Origin of the sequence: Pseudomonas sp. LFM046 (assembly GCF_000949385.2) — a bacterium.
Taxonomy (GTDB): domain Bacteria; phylum Pseudomonadota; class Gammaproteobacteria; order Pseudomonadales; family Pseudomonadaceae; genus Metapseudomonas.
Map to the genome: position 1 here is coordinate 781,637 of NZ_JYKO02000001.1, position 18,433 is coordinate 800,069.

The following is an 18,433-nucleotide window of genomic DNA, read 5'->3' on the forward strand; positions in this document are numbered from 1 at the left end:
AGAAGAAAGCCCCGCGACGCGGGGCTTTCTTTTGCGAATGGAAAAGTCGCGTGCCGGGAATGACCTATGGGGTGCGAATGAAGCTCAGCAGCTCTTCCAGGGCAGCCTCCTGGTCCTCGGCGAGATCGATGATGTGGAAACCCGCCCAGCAATTGCGTTCGTCTTCGCCCTGGCGCGTCCACAGGCAGTCGGCGCCCAGCCGGATTTCTTCAATGCCCTCGACCCAGGTCAGGGGCACCAGCCGGCATTCCCAGACCGAGTCGGCATCCAGCGGCAACTCGCTCAACAGCATGAAGCCGTCCATGGACAGGTCGACGATTCGTCCCAGGCGTTGCCCGGAATGCAGGTCGAATAACTCCAGCTGCAGCTCGGTGGCATGGCGACTGTGCTGGCGACGTTCTTCCATGGTGAACTCCTGTGGCGGGCTCAGGCGGGGGCGCGGCCGGTGAAGCGTTGCAGGACCCGGTAGATGGCGCTCAACGCGCGGTCCACCAGGGGGGCGGCTCGTTCCGGCGGGACCAGCCGTGCCAGTCCATGTTCCATATCCAAGGCCAGTTGGGTGATGGGAATGATTGCCACGCGTTGGCCGCTGTGGTCGACAAACATGTAGTTGCGCGTGGTCGGGCTGTACCAGGACAGCTTGAGAACCCGGGTTTCCGGGCCATCGATGAATTCGAACCAGGTGCCGAATTCGAGGCTGGCCAGATCCTTGACCAGGGCTTGGGCTTGGCTGGACAGGTTGGCTGGCTGTGGGGAGTTGGCCAGTGCGGCGTCATCGCCGAGCATTTCACCCAGCTTGCTTTCCGGCAGCGGGCTTTCGATTCGGGCGGCTACCTGGGGTTGTTGCGATTGCACGGCGTGCTGGCAGGCCACCAGATCCTGTAGCAGGCGGCGGATGCCATCTTCGTGGTAGCCCCCCAACAGCTCCAGGCCCTTGCGCAGGTCCTCCAGCATGGGGATGCGTAACTGTTGCAGGCGAGCGCGGCCGTCGGCATCCAGCGGGGTGCCGCTCCACGCCAGTTGCTCCGCCACTTCCACGGAGCGTTGCCATTCCGTGCTGCGATCACCATGGCGGAGCAGGGCGAAGACCAGTACGTCGGTCCAGGTGAGTTCAAGGAAGTGCTGGATCATGCCCGGCAATTCGCGATCGGCAAGTATCCGGCCCATCTCGTCCACTGCCTGCTGGCGGGCGCCGAGCAGTTTGTCGCGACCCTTGGCGGCTTCCACGGCACGTTGCTCGCGCAGTTCCACCTTGTGCCGCAGGTTGCCTACGTACTCGTTGAACTCGTCCAGCAGGCTGTCGAACAACAGTAGGTCGCCGCTGAAGCCATGAACGACGCGCTCCACCACCCAGTGGATCTTGGCCAGCAGCCCGCGCTCTTCACCTTCACCGGCATAGAGCACACCGGCTTGAGCCATGGTGTTCAGCAGGCGGCGGGCGGGGTGGTGGTGCTGGGTGAAGAGCGCCTTGTCCTGCAGGGCGACCTTCAGATAGGGGGTGTGCAGGTGGGAGAGAGCGGTCTTGTAGATGTCGGCCAGGTTGTCGTCATCGAGAATGAAGTCGAACAGCATGCCCACCAGGTCGATCACGTCGGCTTCGTAGTCCGATAACTTCTGCTGGCCCGGTAGCTGGCTGAAGCTTTCCAGTTGCTGTTGCAAGTCAGCCTTCAGGCCATCCACGCGCTGCGGTTGGCGCAGCTTGCTGGCGAGGTCCTGGGCGGACTGCTGCTGCAGCCGGTTCAGGGCCTCAAGCAGTTCCGCGGCGCTGTAGGTGCGCGTGGCACCGCGCGGAGCGAGGCTGGAAATGCTTGGTGTTCCGCCAGGTAGCGGGGCCCCGCTGTGGTGCAGGCGGCGCTCCCCGAGGAGGGCGGCCAGACCGCTGAAGAGCTGGCCGGGGTCGCTGGGAGGCGCTGCGGAAAGGTCCACGGGGCTGGATGTTGGCGGTGTGGACGGCTGCGTCGGCGGGCTCTGGGGCGCTTGTCCGGCCGCAGGCGATTGCGGATGGGGCACGCTGGTAGAGCGCTGCACGCTGTATTTGAGGTTGGGCAGCACGCCGGCTTGCACCAGCCGCTGATTGAGGGCCTCGTAGACGCCATCCAGTGCCTGCATCACATGCCGGTCGAAGAGCGTGTAGAGGATGGTCTTGATCCGCATCGGGAAGGGGCAGGGCTCCAGCGCTTCACGGAAGGCCAGCGCCACGGCCTGAGGACCGAAGGGGTTTTCGTCATCACTCAGCTTGCGCCCGCCATTGAGCACTGCCAGCCGCTGGTCGAGGGCAAACAGGGACTGCATGCAGCGCGACCTGACCCGGCTGACCATGTTGGTGACCAGCATGCTTTCTTCATACTCGTCATTGCCCATCAGTTGGAGATGATCGGCATTGAGCTCGTTGGCATTCAGCTCGGGTTTCAACTTGCCGGCGAGGAAATCCTCGAAGCTTTTGGCAATGCGCTGGTGATAGGCGCGTTCAATCTGCGGGCGCTGCTTGCGAATGTCCCGCATGCTGTCGAAGAACAGGGTCTGGACCTGATTGTTCTCGGCCTTCTCGGCGCATTCGAAGAGGGTGTCGTCAACCTGGCCGAATACGGCTGTCAATTGCTCTGCCAGCCGGTTCATCACCAGCTTTCGGCAGCTCTGTACCAATTCACCGAAGCGCGGTTGGATACCGCGGCTGGCCAGGGTCGTCACGGGGCCGGGAGGGGGTGGGGGCCGATCCTGATTGCTCATGGCTTTCCTATTGAGATTCAGGTCGCGACCACGACCTGCAACGATCTCACCACGGGTCAGGTATAGCACTCGGACGGCTATCTGCAAGTCATTGTCGGAATTCGTGTTTTTAGGGGTTGACAGCGGGTTCGCGATACGTAAAATGGCGCGCCTCAGCAACGCGATCCAAAACGGAAAGCGCTGATGAGTTGGAAGACCGAAGTTCCGCGATAGCTCAGTCGGTAGAGCAAATGACTGTTAATCATTGGGTCCCTGGTTCGAGTCCAGGTCGCGGAGCCAACTTCCAGACGGGGTATAGCGCAGTCCGGTAGCGCGCCTGCTTTGGGAGCAGGATGTCGGGAGTTCGAATCTCTCTACCCCGACCACCTCAAATATGGGTCGTTAGCTCAGTCGGTAGAGCAGTTGGCTTTTAACCAATTGGTCGTAGGTTCGAATCCTACACGACCCACCATACAAGGCCTCCTCGGGAGGTCCGAAGAAGCGGTAAGGCGAAAGCCTTACCGCTTTTTTGTTTGCCTCGGTTTTTTCTCGTTGCCAGCCGGGTAACGGCGTTACCCGGCTGGTGTCGCTGATATCAGTGAAGTTTCAGGCGCGGGTCGGTGCTGCGGCCGATCCGGTCGCTGAGCATCAGCAGGAAGGTTCGGAAGCTGCCGTAGAGCGCCATCTGGTGCATGCGGTAGAGGGAGATGTAGAACATCCGCGCTAGCCAGCCTTCCAGCTTCACGCTGCCCATCAGGTTGCCCATCAGATTGCCGACCGCACTGAAGCTGGACAGGGAAATCAGCGAGCCATAGTCCTTGTACTGATAGTCGGGCAGCGGCTGGCCCTGGAGACGCTGCTTGAACGACTTGACCAGCAGCGACGCCTGCTGGTGGGCTGCCTGGGCCCGGGGCGGCACGTTACGGTCGCTGCCATCGCCCAGGGGGCAGGCGGCACAGTCGCCAAAGGCAAAGATGTCGTCGTCACGCGTGGTTTGCAGGGTCGGACGCACCACCAACTGGTTGATGCGGTTGCTCTCCAGTCCGTCGAGATCCTTGAGGAAGGCCGGGGCGCGGATGCCGGCAGCCCAGACCTTCAGGCTGGCGGGAATCCTCTCGCCTTGCGCAGTCAGCAGGCTGTCCGCCGTGACTTCCTTCACCGCCGCGCCGGTCATCACCCTCACGCCGAGCTTTTCCAGGGTGCTGTGTACCGGAGCGCTGATGCGTTCCGGAAGGGCAGGCAGTACCCGCGGACCGGCCTCGATCAGGGTGATGCGCATGTTTTCCGGTTGGATCTTGTCCAGGCCGTACGCAGCCAGCTCGTGGGCGGCGTGGTGCAATTCGGCCGCCAATTCCACGCCCGTGGCGCCGGCACCAACGATGGCCACGCTGATCTGGTCGGTGGCGTCTTGCTGGGCATGGGCGCGCAGGTAGTGGCTGAGGAGCTTGCGGTGGAAGCGCTCTGCCTGCTCGCGGGTGTCGAGGAAGATGCAGTGCTGCGCCGCGCCTTCGGTGCCGAAGTCGTTGGTGGTGCTGCCGACCGCCAGGACCAGGCTGTCATAGGCCAATTCGCGGGCAGGCACCAGCTCGCGCCCGTCCTCGTCATGGGTGGCGCCCAACTGGATGACCTTGCGCCTGCGGTCCAGCCCGCTCATGCGGCCAAGCTGGAACTCGAAATGATTCCACTTTGCCTGGGCCACGTAGTTCAGCTCGTTCTCCGTGGAGTTAAGCGAACCGGCCGCCACTTCGTGAAGCAGGGGTTTCCAGATATGGGTGAGGTTGGCGTCGGCCAGGACGATCTTGGCCAGGCCTTTCTTGCCGAGGGTTCTACCCAGACGGGTAGCGAGCTCCAGGCCGCCGGCGCCGCCGCCGACGATCACGATGCGATGGGACATGGGAAGGTCTCACAAGGCTATAGGAATTCGTTGTCGCCGAGGGCGAGCGCAGGAGGCAGCTCATAGCACCAGTCGGCTCAGGAGGCGGCTGAGGATGCCCAGGGCGATCACCACGCCCAGTACGACCCACAGGAGGCGCCACGGTTTGAACGGCTGGCGTTCCACCTGGTGCTGCGGGAGATTCAGGTACTGGTCGACCTTCTGCTGGTCTTCGGGTGTCAGGCGGCTGGGCATGGGGGCCTCGACTTTGGCGTGATGGGCATTCTAGCCGGCGAAATCACTGGGGCTCAACGCGCCGGTGACTTTATTTCCGCAGTCGCTACAGGCCGATTCCTACGTCAAACAGGATGGTGCGGCCGAGGTTGTTGCGCAGGAAGTCGGGCGCGTCGCCGTGGGCGAATAGCACCCGGGCAAAGTTTGGTCCCACCAGCGACAGCGAGCGCCAGCCCTGGCGCAGGTACTCGGTAGGCGGCGGAAAAGGGCTGTTGAAGTCAGGTGTGGCGCGCTTGAGGTTGACGAAGGCGAGCAGGTCGAGATCGCCCAGGTCGAGACCACGTTCCCCGTAGTTGCTGGCCTTCTTGCGTAGCGTCGGCGCCAGGCGGGCCTGGAGCTCGGCTGCCGGAATCCGCTTTGGGCGGCTTTCCCGGCGCACCAGTTGGGCGAGGGAGAAGGCGCTGCGCCGCCGCTCCAGCTCGGCGCGCCATTCTTCATTCAGGCGACGGCCTTCATCCAGAACGAAGAACACCTCGAAGTTGGCCTCGCGGAATTGCACGTCCGGTGGTTCCTGCCCGGTGCTGAAGTCCTCCAGCCGGTAGGGCAGGTTGAGCGCCTGTAGAAGTCGCTGGCAGACCCAGCGCTCGCGTTCCCACCTGCGCGCATTCGACAGGAAGTCGTTGGCTTGCTCGGCCTGCCGCGTCAGCAGGCGCAGGTAGTCGGACTCGTTCATGTTCCGCAGCTTAGTCCTCCCGCCGGGGCTCTGGGTACCCCCGGAGACTCTGTTGCGGCGCCGTCGCGACAAATGCGCGCAGGTTGCCGTCTACCGTCGCGGTGTAAACTTTCAGAACTTGCCGGGAGCCCGCTATGCGCATTCGCCCGATCACCGCTGCCGATCACATCCACCTGCTCGACCTCTGGCGCCGCACACCGGGAATCCGCCTGCGCGCGGAGGACGAGCTGGAACCTTTCTGTGCCTACTTGCAGCGAAATCCCGACCTTAGCCTGCTGCTCGAGGACGAGCGCGGCCATGTGGCGGGCAGTTTGCTGGTCGGGCATGACGGGCGCCGCGGCTACCTGCAGCATCTGGTGGTCGACTCGCCGTTTCGGGGCAAGGGCTGGGCCCGGGCATTGCTGCAGGAGGCGCTGCGCCGGCTGAGTGCGCTGGGCATACGCAAGTCCCACGTCTTCGTTCTGGAGGATGCGCCGGAGGCACTCTCCTTCTGGCAGATGCAGCGGGGCTGGTCGGTGCGTGAGGATATTCGGGTCTACTCGACCACAGGAGACTGAGACGATGCGGATTTATCTCGGGCTGGTGCTTTGTCTGCTGACCAGCCTCAGCCAGGCCCTTGAACTGGGGGAGCGGCTGGCGCCCTGGACCTTGCTGGACCAGTACGAACAGCCCTACAGCCTGGATGACCAACTGCAGGTACTGCTGGTCGCTCGCGATATGGACGGCGCCAAACTGCTCAAGGCGGCGCTGGACGGACAACCCAAGGGCTACCTTGAAGCCCGGCACACCGCATTCGTAGCTGATATCAGCCGGATGCCCGCGCTGGTGTCCTCGCTCTTTGCCGTTCCCGCCATGCGCGATTACAACTATCGGGTCCTGCTGGACCGCGAATCCCGGGTCGCCAGCCGCTACCCGGGTGCTGAGTCCCATGTGCTCTGGCTCCGGCTCGATCGCGGCACGCTTGTGGATCAGAAGGAATTCGGCGACGCCGCGGCGCTTCGTGCCGCCCTGGAGTCCCTGGCGCCGTGATCGCTGCAGGCCTCCTGTCAACGGAAACCCTGGGCCTTGGCTGGGCGCTCTATTTGCCGGCGCTGGCCTGGGCCGTATGGCGGGCACCTTGGGTAGAGCTGTTCAGCGATGCCCGTCGTCAGCACCTGCTGTATGGCACGGTGATGGCGCTCTTCCTGCTGTGGTTGATGCGGCGCAACTTCGAGTCGGGCGTGTCCTATCACTTCATTGGCATGACCGCCGTGACCCTGTTGCTGGACTGGCCCTTGGCGGTCCTCGGTGGTGTGGCAGCGCAGTTGGGGCTGCTGGCGCTGGGCGAGCAGGACCTTGCGGCCCTGGGCGTCAACGGAGCCTTGCTTGTACTCCTGCCGGTGCTGGTCACCGAGCTGTGCGCCAAGTGGGTGGAGCATTACCAGCCGCGCAACCTGTTCGTGTACATCTTCTGCTGCGGCTTCTTTCCCGCCGCCCTGACGGCATTGCTGTGCGTCCTGATCGGGCTGGGGCTGCTGTGGGTAGACGGCATCTTCCCCATGCCGCCCTGGCTCGAGGACTTCGTCGGCTATCTCTGGCTGGTGATGTTCCCGGAAGCCTTCATCAACGGAACTGCCGTCACCGCGCTGGTGGTGTTCTATCCGGACTGGCTGGAGACCTTCAATCGCACCCGTTACCTCCAGGCGCCCTGGAAGGACGACGACACGCCGCGCTGATTGCCAGGGATTCGCCGGTTTGATGCCCTGCTGACGCCTGATCTGCGTCAACGATTTCACTCGGTCCCGCTGCGTAGGGTGGATGGCGCTTTTCCATCCACCAACATGAGGGGCAAACGGCATGGGGATTCACGATTGGGCAAGAACTGCCCTGGAGCAGAGTCTCGACGCGGCGAAGCGGGACGGCATCGGCGAAGAGCTGGCGTTACGGGCCTTGCTGAGTGCAGTCGTTGAACGCAGCGCAAGGCTGCGTTCGATGGAGGATCTGGCGCAGGAGTTGCGCTTTCTCGCGGACAATCTGGACCCGGAGCAGGACTACGAATTCATGCGCCCGTAAGTGGGATCAATGCTCGCGAGGCGGCAGTTCGCCCGAGAACAGGTCGTCTTCCATGTTGTCGCCGGGGATCGCATGTTCCTCGGCAGCCCAGGCGCCCAGGTCGATCAGCTTGCAACGTTCGGAGCAGAAGGGGCGGGAGGGGCTTTGCGGGCCCCATTCCACCGGAGCGCCGCAGGTGGGGCACTCGACAGTGACGGGTTGGCTCATGGCTGGCCTCCTCGCAGGGTCAGGTAGAAGTTGTGCAGGCGCTCCACTTCGGCGCGCAGCCAGTCCAGGTCGCGGTCGTTGAGCAGTACATCGTGGGCCTGCTTCAGGCGCTGCTCGCGACTGGCCTGTACCTTCAATATGGCTTGGACCTGCTGCTCAGGCACTTTGTCCCGCTGCATGGTGCGCTGGACCTGCATGGCTTCCGGCGCGTCCACCAGCAGCACGCGCTGGGTCAGCCGGTACTGGCCCGACTCGATCAGCAGTGGTGACACGAGGATGGCGTAGGGGGATTCGGCGCGAGCCAGATACTGACTGATTTCCTGGCCGATCAGGGGATGCAGCAGACTTTCCAGCCAGCGGCGCTCTTCGGCGTTGTCGAAGATGCGCTGGCGCAGTGCGGCACGATCCAACTGGCCGTCTGGCTGCAACACTTCGCTGCCGAAATGCTCGGCGATCTTCGCCAGGGCAGGGCGGCCGGGCTCCACTACCCAGCGTGCAGCCTGGTCGGCATCCACCAGATGCACACCGAGGTCGCTGAAATGGGCGGCGACGGCGCTCTTGCCGCTACCGATGCCGCCCGTGAGGCCAAGAATCCAGGGTTTGTTCATTTGAAACCGGCGAACTGCAGATAGGACGCCGTTATTTGATCACCCCAGAGCAGCGCAATCCAGCCGGCAATGGCTAGATAGGGACCGAAGGGGATAGGGGTGGCGGTGTCCTGGTTGCGCAGCCGCAGCATGATCACGCCCAGCACGGCCCCCACCAGGGAGGACAGCAGAATAGTCAGCGGCAGCACCTGCCAGCCGCCCCAGGCGCCCAGCATCGCCAGCAGCTTGAAGTCACCGTGGCCCATGCCTTCCTTGCCCGTCACCAGCTTGAACAGCCAGTACACCGACCAGAGGCTCATGTAGCCGGCCACCGCGCCCCAGAGCGCATCCTCCAGGCTGGCGAAGAGACCTTGGCTGTTGAGGATCAGGCCGAGCCAGAGCAGTGGCAGCACCAGCGCATCCGGCAGCAACTGATGATCGACGTCGATCATGCTCATCGCCAGTAGGCCCCAGGTCAGCAGCAGGAAGGCACCGGTCTGCCAGCCCAAGCCAAAATGCCAGGCCACGAAGGCCGAAAGCAGGCCACAGGCCAGTTCCACCAGGGGATAGCGTTTGCTGATGGGGGCCTTGCACGCCGAGCACTTGCCGCCAAGGGCCAGGTAGCTGATTACCGGGATGTTTTCCCAGGCGCGGATCTCATGGTTGCAATGAGGGCAGCGGGAGTTCGGTAGCACCAGGTTGAACACCGGCCCCTTGGGCTCCGCCGGCAGGCTCAGCGCCTCCCGAGCTTGCTCCTGCCAGTCCCGCATCATCATCTGCGGCAGGCGGTGGATTACCACGTTGAGGAAACTACCCAGCAGCAAGCCAAGGAGGAAGACGCACAAAACAAAGGCCAGCACATGGCTGGCCAGGAAGTCGATCAATTGCATGGTTAGACGACGTTGCCGAGTTGGAAGATGGGCAGGTACATGGCAATGATCAGGCCGCCGACCAGCACGCCGAGGACCGCCATGATCATGGGCTCCATCAGGGCGGTCAGGCCGTCGACGGCGTTATCCACCTCGGCCTCGTAGAAGCTGGCGACCTTGTCGAGCATATCGTCCAGGGCGCCGGACTCCTCGCCGATGGCGGTCATCTGTACGGCCATGGACGGGAATACTCCAGTGGTGCGCATGGAGAAGTTCAATTGCATGCCGGTAGAGACGTCCTGCTTGATCTTGAGTACCGCAGTCTTGAATACGATATTGCCGCTGGCACCGGCCACCGAGTCGAGGGCATCCACCAAGGGCACGCCGGCGGCGAAGGTGGTGGCCAGGGTGCGGGCGAAACGGGCCACGGCTGATTTGTAGAGAATGTCGCCGACCACGGGGATTTTGAGGACGGTGCGGTCGACCCAGTCGCGGAATTTCTCGGATTTTCTGTGGCTTTGCTGGACCAGGAAACCGATAGCGAAGAAGCCTAGAAGGACGATGAACCACCATTCCTGCAAGATCTCGGATAGCCCAATGACCATCAGCGTGAACGCGGGAAGCTCGGCGCCGAAGTTCGCGAAGACCGACTGGAACTGAGGCACCACCTTGATCAGCAGGATGGCGGACACGATGATCGCCACCACGATCACGGCGATGGGATAGTTCATCGCCTTCTTGATCTTGCCTTTCAGCGCTTCGGTTTTCTCCTTGTAAGTGGCGATACGGTCCAGCAGGGTTTCCAGTGCGCCCGCCTGCTCGCCGGAGTCCACCAGGTTGCAGTAGAGCTCGTCGAAATAAATTGGCTGTTTGCGCAGGGAGTTGGCCAGGCTGTTGCCTGCGGCGACCTCCTGTTTGATGTCGTTTACCAGCGTGCGCATGGCCGGCTTCTCGACACCTTCGCCGATGATGTCGAAGGACTGCATCAGTGGCACGCCCGATTTCATCATGGTGGCCATCTGGCGGGTGAACAGGGCGATGTCCAGAGGCTTGATTTTCTTCCCAGCGCTCAGAAAGGAGGCGGACTTCTTGCGCACCTTGGTCGGATTGATGCCCTGTTTGCGAAGCTGTGCCTTGACCAGCGCCGGGTTCTGGCCGGAGATCTCGCCCCTGACCTTGGAGCCCTTCTTGTCGGTGCCTTCCCAGGCGAAAGTCATTGTTTTAAGCGCTTTTTCCGCCATGGTTAATCCTTGGTCACGCGGTTGACTTCCTCCAGGCTAGTGATGCCACTCATGGCTTTCACCAGTCCCGAGGTTCGCAGGTCATTGAAGCCATCACGGCGCGCCTGCTGGGCGATCTGGATGGAGTTGCCTTCCTCCATAATAAGCTGCTGCATCGCTGGCGTGATTTTAACCACTTCATAAATACCAACTCGGCCCTTGTATCCCTGATTGCAATTCTCGCAACCGGTCGGGCCGTAGAGCTTGAAGCTGCCAATTCGCTCTTCCGGAAAGCCCTCTTCGATCAGGGCCTCCCGTGGTACGTTCAGCTCTTTCTTGCAATGGGAACACAACTTGCGTGCCAGGCGCTGGGCGATGATCAGGTTCACCGAGGTGGCGATATTGAAGGCGGGCACCCCCATGTTGCGCAGGCGGGTCAGGGTTTCTGCGGCGCTGTTGGTGTGCAGGGTGGACAGCACCATGTGGCCGGTCTGGGCAGCCTTGATGGCGATCTCGGCCGTTTCCAGGTCCCGGATCTCGCCCACCATGATCACATCCGGGTCCTGGCGCAGGAACGCGCGCAGGGCCTGGGCGAAGTCCATGCCCTGTTTCGGATTGACGTTGACCTGGTTGACGCCCTCAAGGTTGATCTCCACCGGGTCCTCCGCCGTGGAAATATTGATATCCACGGTGTTGAGGATATTCAGGCCGGTATAGAGCGAGACGGTCTTGCCCGAGCCTGTGGGGCCGGTCACCAGGATCATGCCCTGGGGTTGCTTCAGGGCGGCGAGGTAAAGCTCCTTCTGCGCTTCTTCGTAACCGAGCGAGTCGATGCCCATCTGCGCGCTGGTGGGGTCGAGGATACGCATCACGATCTTCTCGCCCCAGAGGGTAGGCAGCGTGTTGACGCGGAAGTCGATAGATTTCGTCTTGGAAATCTTCATCTTGATCCTCCCGTCCTGGGGCTTGCGGCGCTCGGAGATGTCCAGGGCCGCCATCACCTTGAGTCGGGCAGAGATGCGGCTGGCTAGCTGAATCGGCGGCTTGGCCACCTCATGGAGCATGCCGTCGGTGCGGAAACGAACGCGGTAGGTGCGTTCGTACGGTTCGAAGTGCAAGTCCGAAGAACCGCCGCGGATGGCGTCAAGCAGCATCTTGTTGACGAAGCGCACCACTGGCGCGTCATCCGCTTCGTTGCCGCCTGAGCTTTCCTGCTTTTCGTCATCCACTGCCGCGATATCGAGGCCGTCCAGGTCCACATCGCCCAGTTCTTCCATGCCGCTGGTTGCGCTGTCGAAGAACTTCTCGATGGCATCGCCGAGCTTGTCGTCTTCGACCAGGATCGCTTCCGTATTCAGGCCAGTGCTGAACTGGATATCGGTGACGGCCTGGTGATTGGTGGGATCGGAAATGGCGACGAACAGCTTGTTGCCCCGGCGCCAGAGGGGTAGGGCCCGGTGTTGGCGAATCAGCTTTTCGCTGACCAGTTCCCTGGGCTGGGATTCCTTATCAATGCTGGACAGGTCAAGAAAGGCCACCCCGAACTGCTCAGCCGCCATCTCTGCCAGGTCGCGGCTTTTCAGCAGCTTGTTCTGCACGAGGTAGGTGATCAGCGGAATCTTGTTGCGCTGCGCCTGGGTATGGGCCTGCAGGGCGCTCCGCTCATCAAGCAGGTTGGTCAGCACCAGTTGTTTGGCCAGGCCGGATAGCGTCGGGGCGGTCTCGTTCATGGGGCGCGTCAGTCTGCGATTGTGGCTCTGCCTTATAACGTAGTTGATCTGTGGCGCCAAATAGGTGTTGGCTAGGTGACGAAAAATGGCAGTTAGTGGCTGTAAATGGAGGTGCGGACAATATGTTCGGCGATCCGAATTGACCTGCCGTTATGGTGGCCTCGACGAATTTCATCGTTGTCCGGCAGTAACTCGGGGGAATTTCGGAAAGTTGGCACGCCCTTCGCTTGAGGTTTATCAGGCAACTGGCCTACCCCATTTGAGGATCAAATAATGAAGGCACAAAAAGGCTTTACCCTGATTGAATTGATGATCGTGGTCGCGATCATCGGCATCCTGGCCGCAGTGGCCCTGCCGGCCTACCAGGATTACACCCGCAAGGCCAAGATGTCCGAAGTGACTCTGGCTGCCAGTGCATGCCGCACCACCGTTACCGAAAAGTATCAGACCCTGACCAGCGCACCGGGCGCGGGTAACTGGGGTTGCGAAATTTCTGGCGGTAGCACCAAGTACGTTTCCCAGGTGGCGTCTGCCCCCAATGGTTCCATTCGCGTGACCATTCGCGGCTTCGGCGACGCCGCCATCGATGGCAAGTTTGTCTACCTGGTACCGATCAGCTCTGGCGGTACCGCGATGTCTGCCGCTGCCAACGGCGATCTGGGTGACGCCGTATCCAGCTGGAACTGCGGTGGTAGCTCCGCTGCTGTACTGAAGATTCTTCCCGGCTCGTGCAGCACGAACTACACCACTGCCCCGGAAAACGGCTACCTCGCTCAGTAAGCGAGACTCCCGGACGGTGCCCCCTGCGGGGCACCGTTTTTTTTTGAGGCGAGATAATGATTCTCCCGCTTTTTCTGCTTTCTCTGTCCTTTCTGATCCCAAACCATTACCTGCCGTGGATGAGCTTCTACAGCGAATACCTCGCTTTCGGGTTTCTGGTTTCTGCGTGGCTCTGGCTGATGGGGCAGAGATTGAAAGTGGGAATTTCCGGAATCCTCATGATTCTGTTGGGGGCGGTCCCCTTCATTCAGTGGAAACTGGATATCGTTTATTTTTCCGGAGATGCACTGCTGTTCACGTGCTATCTCCTGGCGGCCGCATTGGCTGCGATGCTGGGGCGAGCGGCTTCAATCCGCCACGATGAGTCCATCCTGCATGCCCTGGCCTGGACGTTCGCACTGACCGCCAGTGCATCCTGCGCAATCGCTATCGCACAGTGGTTCGATGTGATTGACAGTCTGATGGTGTTGATTTCCGGTGCAGGTCAACGGGTTACCGCCAATCTGGCACAGAGCAATCACTTGGCGACGCTGCTGATGCTGGGCATCGCCTCGATCTTCTTCTTGCGACAGGGCAACCGAATTTCGACGTGGAGTTCCACGCCGTGGCTAATATTCCTCTTGCTGGGCGTGATCCTTACGCAGTCCCGTACCGCTTGGCTGTGCTTTCTTGCGTTTGCCGTCTGGTGGTTCGTCAAGATGGGAAGGCGCAGCGTGATTTCGCCCGCTTCCGTGGCGGGGCTGTTCTTGTTCCTGATGGCGGGATCGATCTGGGTTTCGGACCTTGCGGTTTTCCTGCGGTTGATCGAGCCAGGTCATGAGTTGGATTTCATGGAACGGGCGTCGGCAATGCAGCGGATGGCGCTCTGGGGCCAGGCCTGGCATGCGATTTCCGAATCGCCGCAGTTGGGGTATGGGGCTGGCCAGGTCGCCGTCGCTCAAGTCGAGTCATCCATTGCCTATCCCGTGCAGATGCTGAGTTTGCATACGCACAATATCGTTCTGGATATTCTGTTGTGGTTCGGGCCGGCAATAGGTTCAGTGGTTATCGCTTTCTGGTTCTGGAGGCTGATCACGCTTGCCGTGAAGGCTACATCCCTAGGCGCGGTCTATCTCATGATGTGCGTGGGGGCGATAACGCTGCATGGGATGCTGGAGTATCCCCTCGAGTATGCCTATTTCCTCTTTCCGCTGTTCTTTATCCTGGGGATCCTTGAAGAGCAGCATGGGGTGTGGGCGCTTTCCTTGCCTCGATATTCGACTGCGGCGGCATGGTGTATCGCGCTCTTCCTGATGTCGTCTGTCTGGCGGGAATACCGTCTGATGGAAGACGATCACCGGATGCTGCGATTCGAACTGGCGAGAATTGGCAGTTCCAATGCCCCAGGGGCAATCCCCGAAGTACATCTACTTACCCAGCTGGCTGAAATGAACAGCCTGGCGCGCGCTGTGCCACGGTCCGATATTCCGGAGGTTCAAATGGATGGGATGCGCAAGGTTGCCTTCCGATATCCCTACATTCCGTCCCTTTATCGATACGCACAGGCGTTGGCGTTGAACGGACGGGTCGACGATTCGGTAGACGTGCTTCGACGGCTCAGGTCGATATATGGCCCGCGCTCCTTCGAAGAGGTGAAGGTCACCTTGCAGAATGCTCAGCGGAATGAGCCGGGTTATGCCGAGCTCAATCGGAGGCTTGAAGGTCTCAACTGAAAATGGCAAGGTTGCGCACGCCGCCGGTGTAGCTCAGTCGGTAGAGCAGCTCATTCGTAATGAGAAGGTCGGGGGTTCGATTCCTCTTACCGGCACCATGATCCAAGCAAAAAGCCCCGCATGATGCGGGGCTTTTTGTTGGCCGCAATTCGGTCAGAGGCTGAGGCGCATCGACAGGTCGATGGCCTTGACGTCCTTGGTCAGGGTGCCAATGGAGACGTAGTCGACGCCCGTTTCGGCGATGGTGCGCAGGGTGGTCTCGTTGACACCGCCGGAGGCTTCCAGCTTGGCGCGGCCAGCGGTGAGGGTGACGGCGGTGCGCATGTCGTCGAGGCTGAGTTCGTCGAGCATGATGATGTCGGCGCCAGCGTCCAGGGCCTGCTGGAGTTCATCCAGGCTTTCCACCTCTACCTCCACGGGCTTGCCGGGGGCGATGCGGTGGGCCGCTTCGATGGCCTGGGCGATGCCGCCGGAGGCCGCGATGTGGTTTTCCTTGATGAGGAAGGCGTCGTACAGGCCGATGCGGTGGTTGTGGCCGCCGCCGCAGGTCACGGCATACTTCTGGGCCAGGCGCAGGCCGGGCAGGGTCTTGCGGGTGTCGAGCAGCTTCACCTGGGTGCCTTTGACCAGCTCCACATAGTGGCCGACGCGGGTGGCGACGCCCGACAGGCACTGGAGGAAGTTCAGCGCGCTGCGCTCGCCGCTCAACAGCGCCCGGGCCGGACCTTCGAGGTGGAAGAGCGCTTGGTTGGCTTCGGCGCGCTGGCCATCTTTTACCTGCCAGTCCACCTTCACGCGCGGGTCGAGCTGGCGGAAGACTTCGTCCACCCAGGCAGTGCCGGCGATGATGGCGGCTTCGCGGGTGATTACCGTGGCGCGGGCCTGGCGGTTGTCGGGAATGAGCTGGGCGGTGATGTCGCCGCTACCGATGTCTTCCTTGAGGGCGACGCGTACGTTGGCCTCGATTTCGGCAATGAGGTCGGCGAGGAGGAGGTTGGGCATGGTGGGCTCCGCAAGCAGAATGGCGGCGATTATAAAGGCTGCCGACGACCGGCGCAGTGCCGATGACCGGCGACCTGTGCTTTCTGCTAGACCGTCAGAGAGAGGGTCGTGGTCGCTGTGCGTCTGTCGGCTGTTTCCCCTGCATCTGTGAATTGATTCATGTCTGTAGGAAAAGTCCGCTTGGTTGTCACAGCAGCATCCCTATAATGACCTCGAACATTTCTATTTTGACGCCAGATGCTTGACGTTATGGATGACTCCCAACGATCGAATTGCGGCCAGGTACGCCCTCGGAAAGGGCGCGGCCTGCGGGAGGCTCGTGATGCAGACCGACGCTAAGGTGGTGCCGCTTACCAAGGCAGCCGCCCAGCAAACGCCAACCTCTGCGGTAGGAAGGCTGCCCGTGGCCCTTATCCAGGTGCGTGACAAAGCGGCATTGCAGCTGAAGCAGACGCTGCAGGGGCTGTTCGACAATGCGGACGACACCCTCTTCGAGATGGCTGACCGCGCCACCACCAATGCCGAGCAGAATGCCTTCTTCGAGGCGATGCGTGACCTGCGTCTCAAGCGCAAGAGCATCGAGCGGACCTTCCTGCAGAAGGTCCTGGAGTCATTTTCCGCCCTCAGCCAATACGAGATAGGTAGTGCTCCCAAGCTGGACGCCGTGTCCTTTGACAGCCTGTCCTTGGTGCAGAACGACGAGCTTGAAGAAACCGTGGCCCTGGATGCCATGGTCGCCAAGGTGATGAACCGCGACGGCATCGCCCTGGGTCACCTGACCGCCCGCCTCAACACCCTTGTCAGCAAGAAGATCGAAGACCGGTCCAATCCCCTGGGCCCTCGCCAGTTGTGCGAATCCTTCCTCGACGCCTGCCGCAGCCTGGGCGTGGAGATCAAGGTCAAGCTAATCATCCTCAAGCTGTTCGAGAAGTACGTCCTTTCCGAACTGGACCAGTTCTACGCCGTGGCCAACCAGTTGCTGGTCGCCGCAGGCGTGTTGCCGGAGCTGCGTTCGGCGCCGGTACGCCAACCGCAAGTACGCGCTAGCTCCACGGCACGGCCGAGTGAGGCCCAGCCCGCTGCTGAAGGCGGCCAACCCCTCGAAGGGGGCGCGCAGGAAGTGTTCGGCGCGCTCCAGGATCTGCTGTCCCAAGCGCGTGGCACTGTGCTGCCGCGCCGGGAGCATCCATCTGACGCGGTTCCTGTCAGCAGCGTCGACCTGATGCGCCTGCTGTCCCACCTGCAGCAACGCCTGCCGCAGCAGGCCGGAGACGACTACGACCTGCGCGTCAACCTCGACCAGCTGCTGAGCCGTGCCAGTGCCCGTAGCGGCCGTACGCGGGTGGTGGGGCAGGTGGACGACGACGTCATCAACCTGGTTGCCATGCTTTTCGAGTTCATCCTCGACGACCGTACCTTGCCGGATTCGCTCAAGGCCCTGATTGGCCGGATGCAGATCCCCATGCTCAAGATCGCCTTGCTGGACAGGACGTTCTTCAGTCGTGGCAGCCATCCGGCACGACGCCTGCTCAACGAGATCGCTTCGGCTGCTCTGGGGTGGGTGGAGCAGGACGATGTCCAGCGCGACAGCCTCTACCACCGTATCGATCAGGTGGTGCAGCGTCTGCTGAATGATTTCGTCGATGACCCGGCGATCTTCTCCGAACTGCTGGCCGAGTTCGTCGCCTACACCGGCGATGAGCGTCGTCGCAGCGAGCTGCTGGAACAGCGCACCCGCGATGCCGAGGAAGGCCGCGCCAAGGCGGAGCTCGCGCGCAAGCAGGTGGAAGACGCCCTCAACCAGCGCCTTCTGGGCCGCACGCTGCCGGAAGTGGTGGTGCGCCTGTTGCAGGAAGCCTGGAGCAAGGTACTGCTCCTGGTCTGCCTCAAGCATGGCGCGGAGTCGGAAGAATGGCGGGCCGCCCTGCAGACCATGGATGACCTGGTCTGGAGTGTGGAACCCCATGAGGCGCCGGAAGCCCGCGCCCGTCTGCTGGAGCTCGTTCCCGGTCTGCTCAAGTCCCTGCGCGATGGCTTGGCCAGCGCCGCCTTCGATCCTTTTGCCACCAGTGAATTCTTCAGCCAGCTGGAGGCCCTTCATGTCCAGGCCTTCCAGCGCTTCCGCAAGCCGGAGCCGGTAGAAGTCGCCGACGACGGCCTGGAGTCTCCGCCGCTGCTGCTCGACCTGCCGACGGAGTCCGCGCCCGAAGAGGAGGCAGCCCCCGTCATGGTGGCTGTGGTGGAGGAAATCGTCCTGATTGCGCCCGGCGAAGCGCAGGCGCAGGAGCCCGAAATCAGCCTGGCGGATGATGAGGAGGCCCTGGGCTTCGTCGATCACCTGCGGGTCGGCAGCTGGGTCGAGTTCCAGGAAGACGAAGAGCACAAGCTGCGTTGCAAGCTGGCGGCGCTGATCAAGCCCACCGGCAAGTACATCTTCGTCAACCGTACTGGCATGAAAGTGCTGGAGAAGACCCGCATGGGCTTGGCGGTGGAGTTCCGCCGTAGTGCGATCCGCCTGCTGGATGATGCCCTGCTGTTCGACCGCGCCCTGGAGTCGGTGATCGGCAACCTGCGGCGGCTCAAGGGAGCTTGAGCCGAATCAGCCTGCATCCGCTTGCCGGATGTAGTTGAGCGACGCGTCAGCCGCCCCTTCGTTCGGCGAGCCTGGTTGCCAGCCCCTCGCTAAAATGGCTCCACTGCGCCTAAAGTGGGCAGCAGACCAAGGAGC

Annotated in this window: 18 protein-coding genes and 4 tRNA genes; 11 read left to right on the top strand and 11 right to left on the bottom strand. The window is 61.9% G+C overall.

Annotated features, from left to right (window positions below):
- Positions 1 to 64 precede the first annotated feature (64 nt).
- On the bottom strand, positions 65 to 406 hold the full coding sequence (locus TQ98_RS03705; protein ID WP_044872160.1) for a PilZ domain-containing protein: 342 nt from the start codon (positions 404 to 406) through the stop codon (positions 65 to 67).
- A gap of 20 nt (positions 407 to 426) precedes the next feature.
- The gene (locus TQ98_RS03710) at positions 427 to 2,727 is read right to left on the bottom strand and encodes a DUF1631 domain-containing protein (protein ID WP_044872159.1); all 2,301 of its coding nucleotides are present in this window, start codon (positions 2,725 to 2,727) and stop codon (positions 427 to 429) included.
- Positions 2,728 to 2,930: 203 nt separating this feature from the next.
- Between TQ98_RS03710 and TQ98_RS03715 the strand changes: the two genes are divergently transcribed.
- The 3 genes from TQ98_RS03715 to TQ98_RS03725 all read left to right on the top strand — a co-directional run bounded on the left by TQ98_RS03715 (position 2,931) and on the right by TQ98_RS03725 (position 3,178).
- Positions 2,931 to 3,006 (top strand) — tRNA-Asn (locus TQ98_RS03715).
- Between the two features lie 9 nt (positions 3,007 to 3,015).
- Positions 3,016 to 3,092 (top strand) — tRNA-Pro (locus TQ98_RS03720).
- Positions 3,093 to 3,102: 10 nt separating this feature from the next.
- Positions 3,103 to 3,178: transfer RNA gene (locus TQ98_RS03725), tRNA-Lys, on the top strand.
- 123 nt (positions 3,179 to 3,301) lie between these two features.
- Here TQ98_RS03725 and TQ98_RS03730 read toward each other — a convergent pair.
- The 3 genes from TQ98_RS03730 to TQ98_RS03740 form a co-directional block, all read right to left on the bottom strand.
- Complete coding sequence (locus TQ98_RS03730; RefSeq protein ID WP_044872158.1) at positions 3,302 to 4,600, bottom strand: NAD(P)/FAD-dependent oxidoreductase; 1,299 nt, start codon at positions 4,598 to 4,600, stop codon at positions 3,302 to 3,304.
- Positions 4,601 to 4,660: 60 nt separating this feature from the next.
- Positions 4,661 to 4,834: a DUF3094 family protein gene (locus TQ98_RS03735; protein WP_044872157.1), complete on the bottom strand. Its 174-nt coding sequence runs from the start codon at positions 4,832 to 4,834 to the stop codon at positions 4,661 to 4,663.
- 85 nt (positions 4,835 to 4,919) lie between these two features.
- The gene (locus TQ98_RS03740) at positions 4,920 to 5,546 is read right to left on the bottom strand and encodes a DUF1780 domain-containing protein (protein WP_044872156.1); all 627 of its coding nucleotides are present in this window, start codon (positions 5,544 to 5,546) and stop codon (positions 4,920 to 4,922) included.
- A gap of 134 nt (positions 5,547 to 5,680) precedes the next feature.
- Between TQ98_RS03740 and TQ98_RS03745 the strand changes: the two genes are divergently transcribed.
- From TQ98_RS03745 to TQ98_RS03760, 4 genes are all read left to right on the top strand, one after another.
- Positions 5,681 to 6,103, top strand: a complete 423-nt coding sequence (locus TQ98_RS03745; RefSeq protein ID WP_044872155.1) for a GNAT family N-acetyltransferase — start codon at positions 5,681 to 5,683, stop codon at positions 6,101 to 6,103.
- A gap of 4 nt (positions 6,104 to 6,107) precedes the next feature.
- On the top strand, positions 6,108 to 6,575 hold the full coding sequence (locus tag TQ98_RS03750) for a hypothetical protein (protein ID WP_044872154.1): 468 nt from the start codon (positions 6,108 to 6,110) through the stop codon (positions 6,573 to 6,575).
- Entirely contained in the window at positions 6,572 to 7,261 is a 690-nt protein-coding gene (locus TQ98_RS03755; RefSeq protein ID WP_044872153.1) for an energy-coupling factor ABC transporter permease, read from the top strand. Before TQ98_RS03750 ends, TQ98_RS03755 begins: the two co-directional genes overlap by 4 nt.
- 121 nt (positions 7,262 to 7,382) lie before the next feature.
- Positions 7,383 to 7,598, top strand: a complete 216-nt coding sequence (locus TQ98_RS03760; RefSeq protein WP_044872152.1) for a hypothetical protein — start codon at positions 7,383 to 7,385, stop codon at positions 7,596 to 7,598.
- A gap of 6 nt (positions 7,599 to 7,604) precedes the next feature.
- Here TQ98_RS03760 and yacG read toward each other — a convergent pair whose 3' ends face one another.
- Genes yacG through pilB form a run of 5 tightly spaced genes read right to left on the bottom strand, consistent with a single transcriptional unit; the run spans position 7,605 to position 12,211 of the window.
- Entirely contained in the window at positions 7,605 to 7,805 is a 201-nt protein-coding gene (gene yacG, locus TQ98_RS03765) for a DNA gyrase inhibitor YacG (RefSeq protein WP_044872151.1), read from the bottom strand.
- On the bottom strand, positions 7,802 to 8,413 hold the full coding sequence (gene coaE / locus TQ98_RS03770) for a dephospho-CoA kinase (protein WP_044872150.1): 612 nt from the start codon (positions 8,411 to 8,413) through the stop codon (positions 7,802 to 7,804). The genes yacG and coaE overlap by 4 nt, the downstream gene beginning before the upstream one ends.
- Positions 8,410 to 9,282 (bottom strand): A24 family peptidase, encoded by an 873-nt coding sequence (locus tag TQ98_RS03775; RefSeq protein WP_044872149.1) that lies wholly within the window; start codon positions 9,280 to 9,282, stop codon positions 8,410 to 8,412. Before TQ98_RS03775 ends, coaE begins: the two co-directional genes overlap by 4 nt.
- Positions 9,283 to 9,284: 2 nt before the next feature.
- A complete protein-coding gene (locus tag TQ98_RS03780) occupies positions 9,285 to 10,502 on the bottom strand; it encodes a type II secretion system F family protein (protein WP_044872148.1) in 1,218 nt (405 codons plus the stop codon).
- Between the two features lie 2 nt (positions 10,503 to 10,504).
- Positions 10,505 to 12,211 carry a type IV-A pilus assembly ATPase PilB gene (gene pilB / locus TQ98_RS03785; protein WP_044872147.1) on the bottom strand — a complete coding sequence of 569 codons (1,707 nt, stop codon included), beginning with the start codon at positions 12,209 to 12,211 and terminating at the stop codon, positions 10,505 to 10,507.
- Positions 12,212 to 12,484: 273 nt separating this feature from the next.
- On the opposite strand from pilB, the gene TQ98_RS03790 reads away from it, so the two are divergent.
- From TQ98_RS03790 to TQ98_RS03800, 3 genes are all read left to right on the top strand, one after another.
- Positions 12,485 to 12,991: a pilin gene (locus TQ98_RS03790; RefSeq protein ID WP_044872146.1), complete on the top strand. Its 507-nt coding sequence runs from the start codon at positions 12,485 to 12,487 to the stop codon at positions 12,989 to 12,991.
- A gap of 56 nt (positions 12,992 to 13,047) precedes the next feature.
- Entirely contained in the window at positions 13,048 to 14,703 is a 1,656-nt protein-coding gene (locus tag TQ98_RS03795) for an O-antigen ligase family protein (RefSeq protein ID WP_044872145.1), read from the top strand.
- Between the two features lie 22 nt (positions 14,704 to 14,725).
- A tRNA-Thr gene (locus TQ98_RS03800) sits at positions 14,726 to 14,801 on the top strand.
- A 55-nt stretch (positions 14,802 to 14,856) separates the two neighbouring features.
- Here TQ98_RS03800 and nadC read toward each other — a convergent pair.
- A complete protein-coding gene (gene nadC / locus TQ98_RS03805; protein WP_044872144.1) occupies positions 14,857 to 15,705 on the bottom strand; it encodes a carboxylating nicotinate-nucleotide diphosphorylase in 849 nt (282 codons plus the stop codon).
- A 322-nt stretch (positions 15,706 to 16,027) separates the two neighbouring features.
- Here nadC and TQ98_RS03810 point away from each other — a divergent pair, with 322 nt between their 5' ends.
- Positions 16,028 to 18,298 (top strand): DUF1631 domain-containing protein, encoded by a 2,271-nt coding sequence (locus tag TQ98_RS03810; protein ID WP_044872143.1) that lies wholly within the window; start codon positions 16,028 to 16,030, stop codon positions 18,296 to 18,298.
- Positions 18,299 to 18,433 lie beyond the last annotated feature (135 nt).

Bases quoted from the DNA above. Each gene is read 5' to 3' on its own strand.
- TQ98_RS03705 (WP_044872160.1), bottom strand. From the start codon at position 406: ATGGAAGAACGTCGCCAGCACAGTCGCCATGCCACCGAGCTGCAGCTG.
- TQ98_RS03710 (WP_044872159.1), bottom strand. From the start codon at position 2,727: ATGAGCAATCAGGATCGGCCCCCACCCCCTCCCGGCCCCGTGACGACC.
- TQ98_RS03730 (WP_044872158.1), bottom strand. From the start codon at position 4,600: ATGTCCCATCGCATCGTGATCGTCGGCGGCGGCGCCGGCGGCCTGGAG.
- TQ98_RS03735 (WP_044872157.1), bottom strand. From the start codon at position 4,834: ATGCCCAGCCGCCTGACACCCGAAGACCAGCAGAAGGTCGACCAGTAC.
- TQ98_RS03740 (WP_044872156.1), bottom strand. From the start codon at position 5,546: ATGAACGAGTCCGACTACCTGCGCCTGCTGACGCGGCAGGCCGAGCAA.
- TQ98_RS03745 (WP_044872155.1), top strand. From the start codon at position 5,681: ATGCGCATTCGCCCGATCACCGCTGCCGATCACATCCACCTGCTCGAC.
- TQ98_RS03750 (WP_044872154.1), top strand. From the start codon at position 6,108: ATGCGGATTTATCTCGGGCTGGTGCTTTGTCTGCTGACCAGCCTCAGC.
- TQ98_RS03760 (WP_044872152.1), top strand. From the start codon at position 7,383: ATGGGGATTCACGATTGGGCAAGAACTGCCCTGGAGCAGAGTCTCGAC.
- yacG (WP_044872151.1), bottom strand. From the start codon at position 7,805: ATGAGCCAACCCGTCACTGTCGAGTGCCCCACCTGCGGCGCTCCGGTG.
- coaE (WP_044872150.1), bottom strand. From the start codon at position 8,413: ATGAACAAACCCTGGATTCTTGGCCTCACGGGCGGCATCGGTAGCGGC.
- TQ98_RS03775 (WP_044872149.1), bottom strand. From the start codon at position 9,282: ATGCAATTGATCGACTTCCTGGCCAGCCATGTGCTGGCCTTTGTTTTG.
- TQ98_RS03780 (WP_044872148.1), bottom strand. From the start codon at position 10,502: ATGGCGGAAAAAGCGCTTAAAACAATGACTTTCGCCTGGGAAGGCACC.
- pilB (WP_044872147.1), bottom strand. From the start codon at position 12,211: ATGAACGAGACCGCCCCGACGCTATCCGGCCTGGCCAAACAACTGGTG.
- TQ98_RS03790 (WP_044872146.1), top strand. From the start codon at position 12,485: ATGAAGGCACAAAAAGGCTTTACCCTGATTGAATTGATGATCGTGGTC.
- TQ98_RS03795 (WP_044872145.1), top strand. From the start codon at position 13,048: ATGATTCTCCCGCTTTTTCTGCTTTCTCTGTCCTTTCTGATCCCAAAC.
- nadC (WP_044872144.1), bottom strand. From the start codon at position 15,705: ATGCCCAACCTCCTCCTCGCCGACCTCATTGCCGAAATCGAGGCCAAC.
- TQ98_RS03810 (WP_044872143.1), top strand. From the start codon at position 16,028: ATGCAGACCGACGCTAAGGTGGTGCCGCTTACCAAGGCAGCCGCCCAG.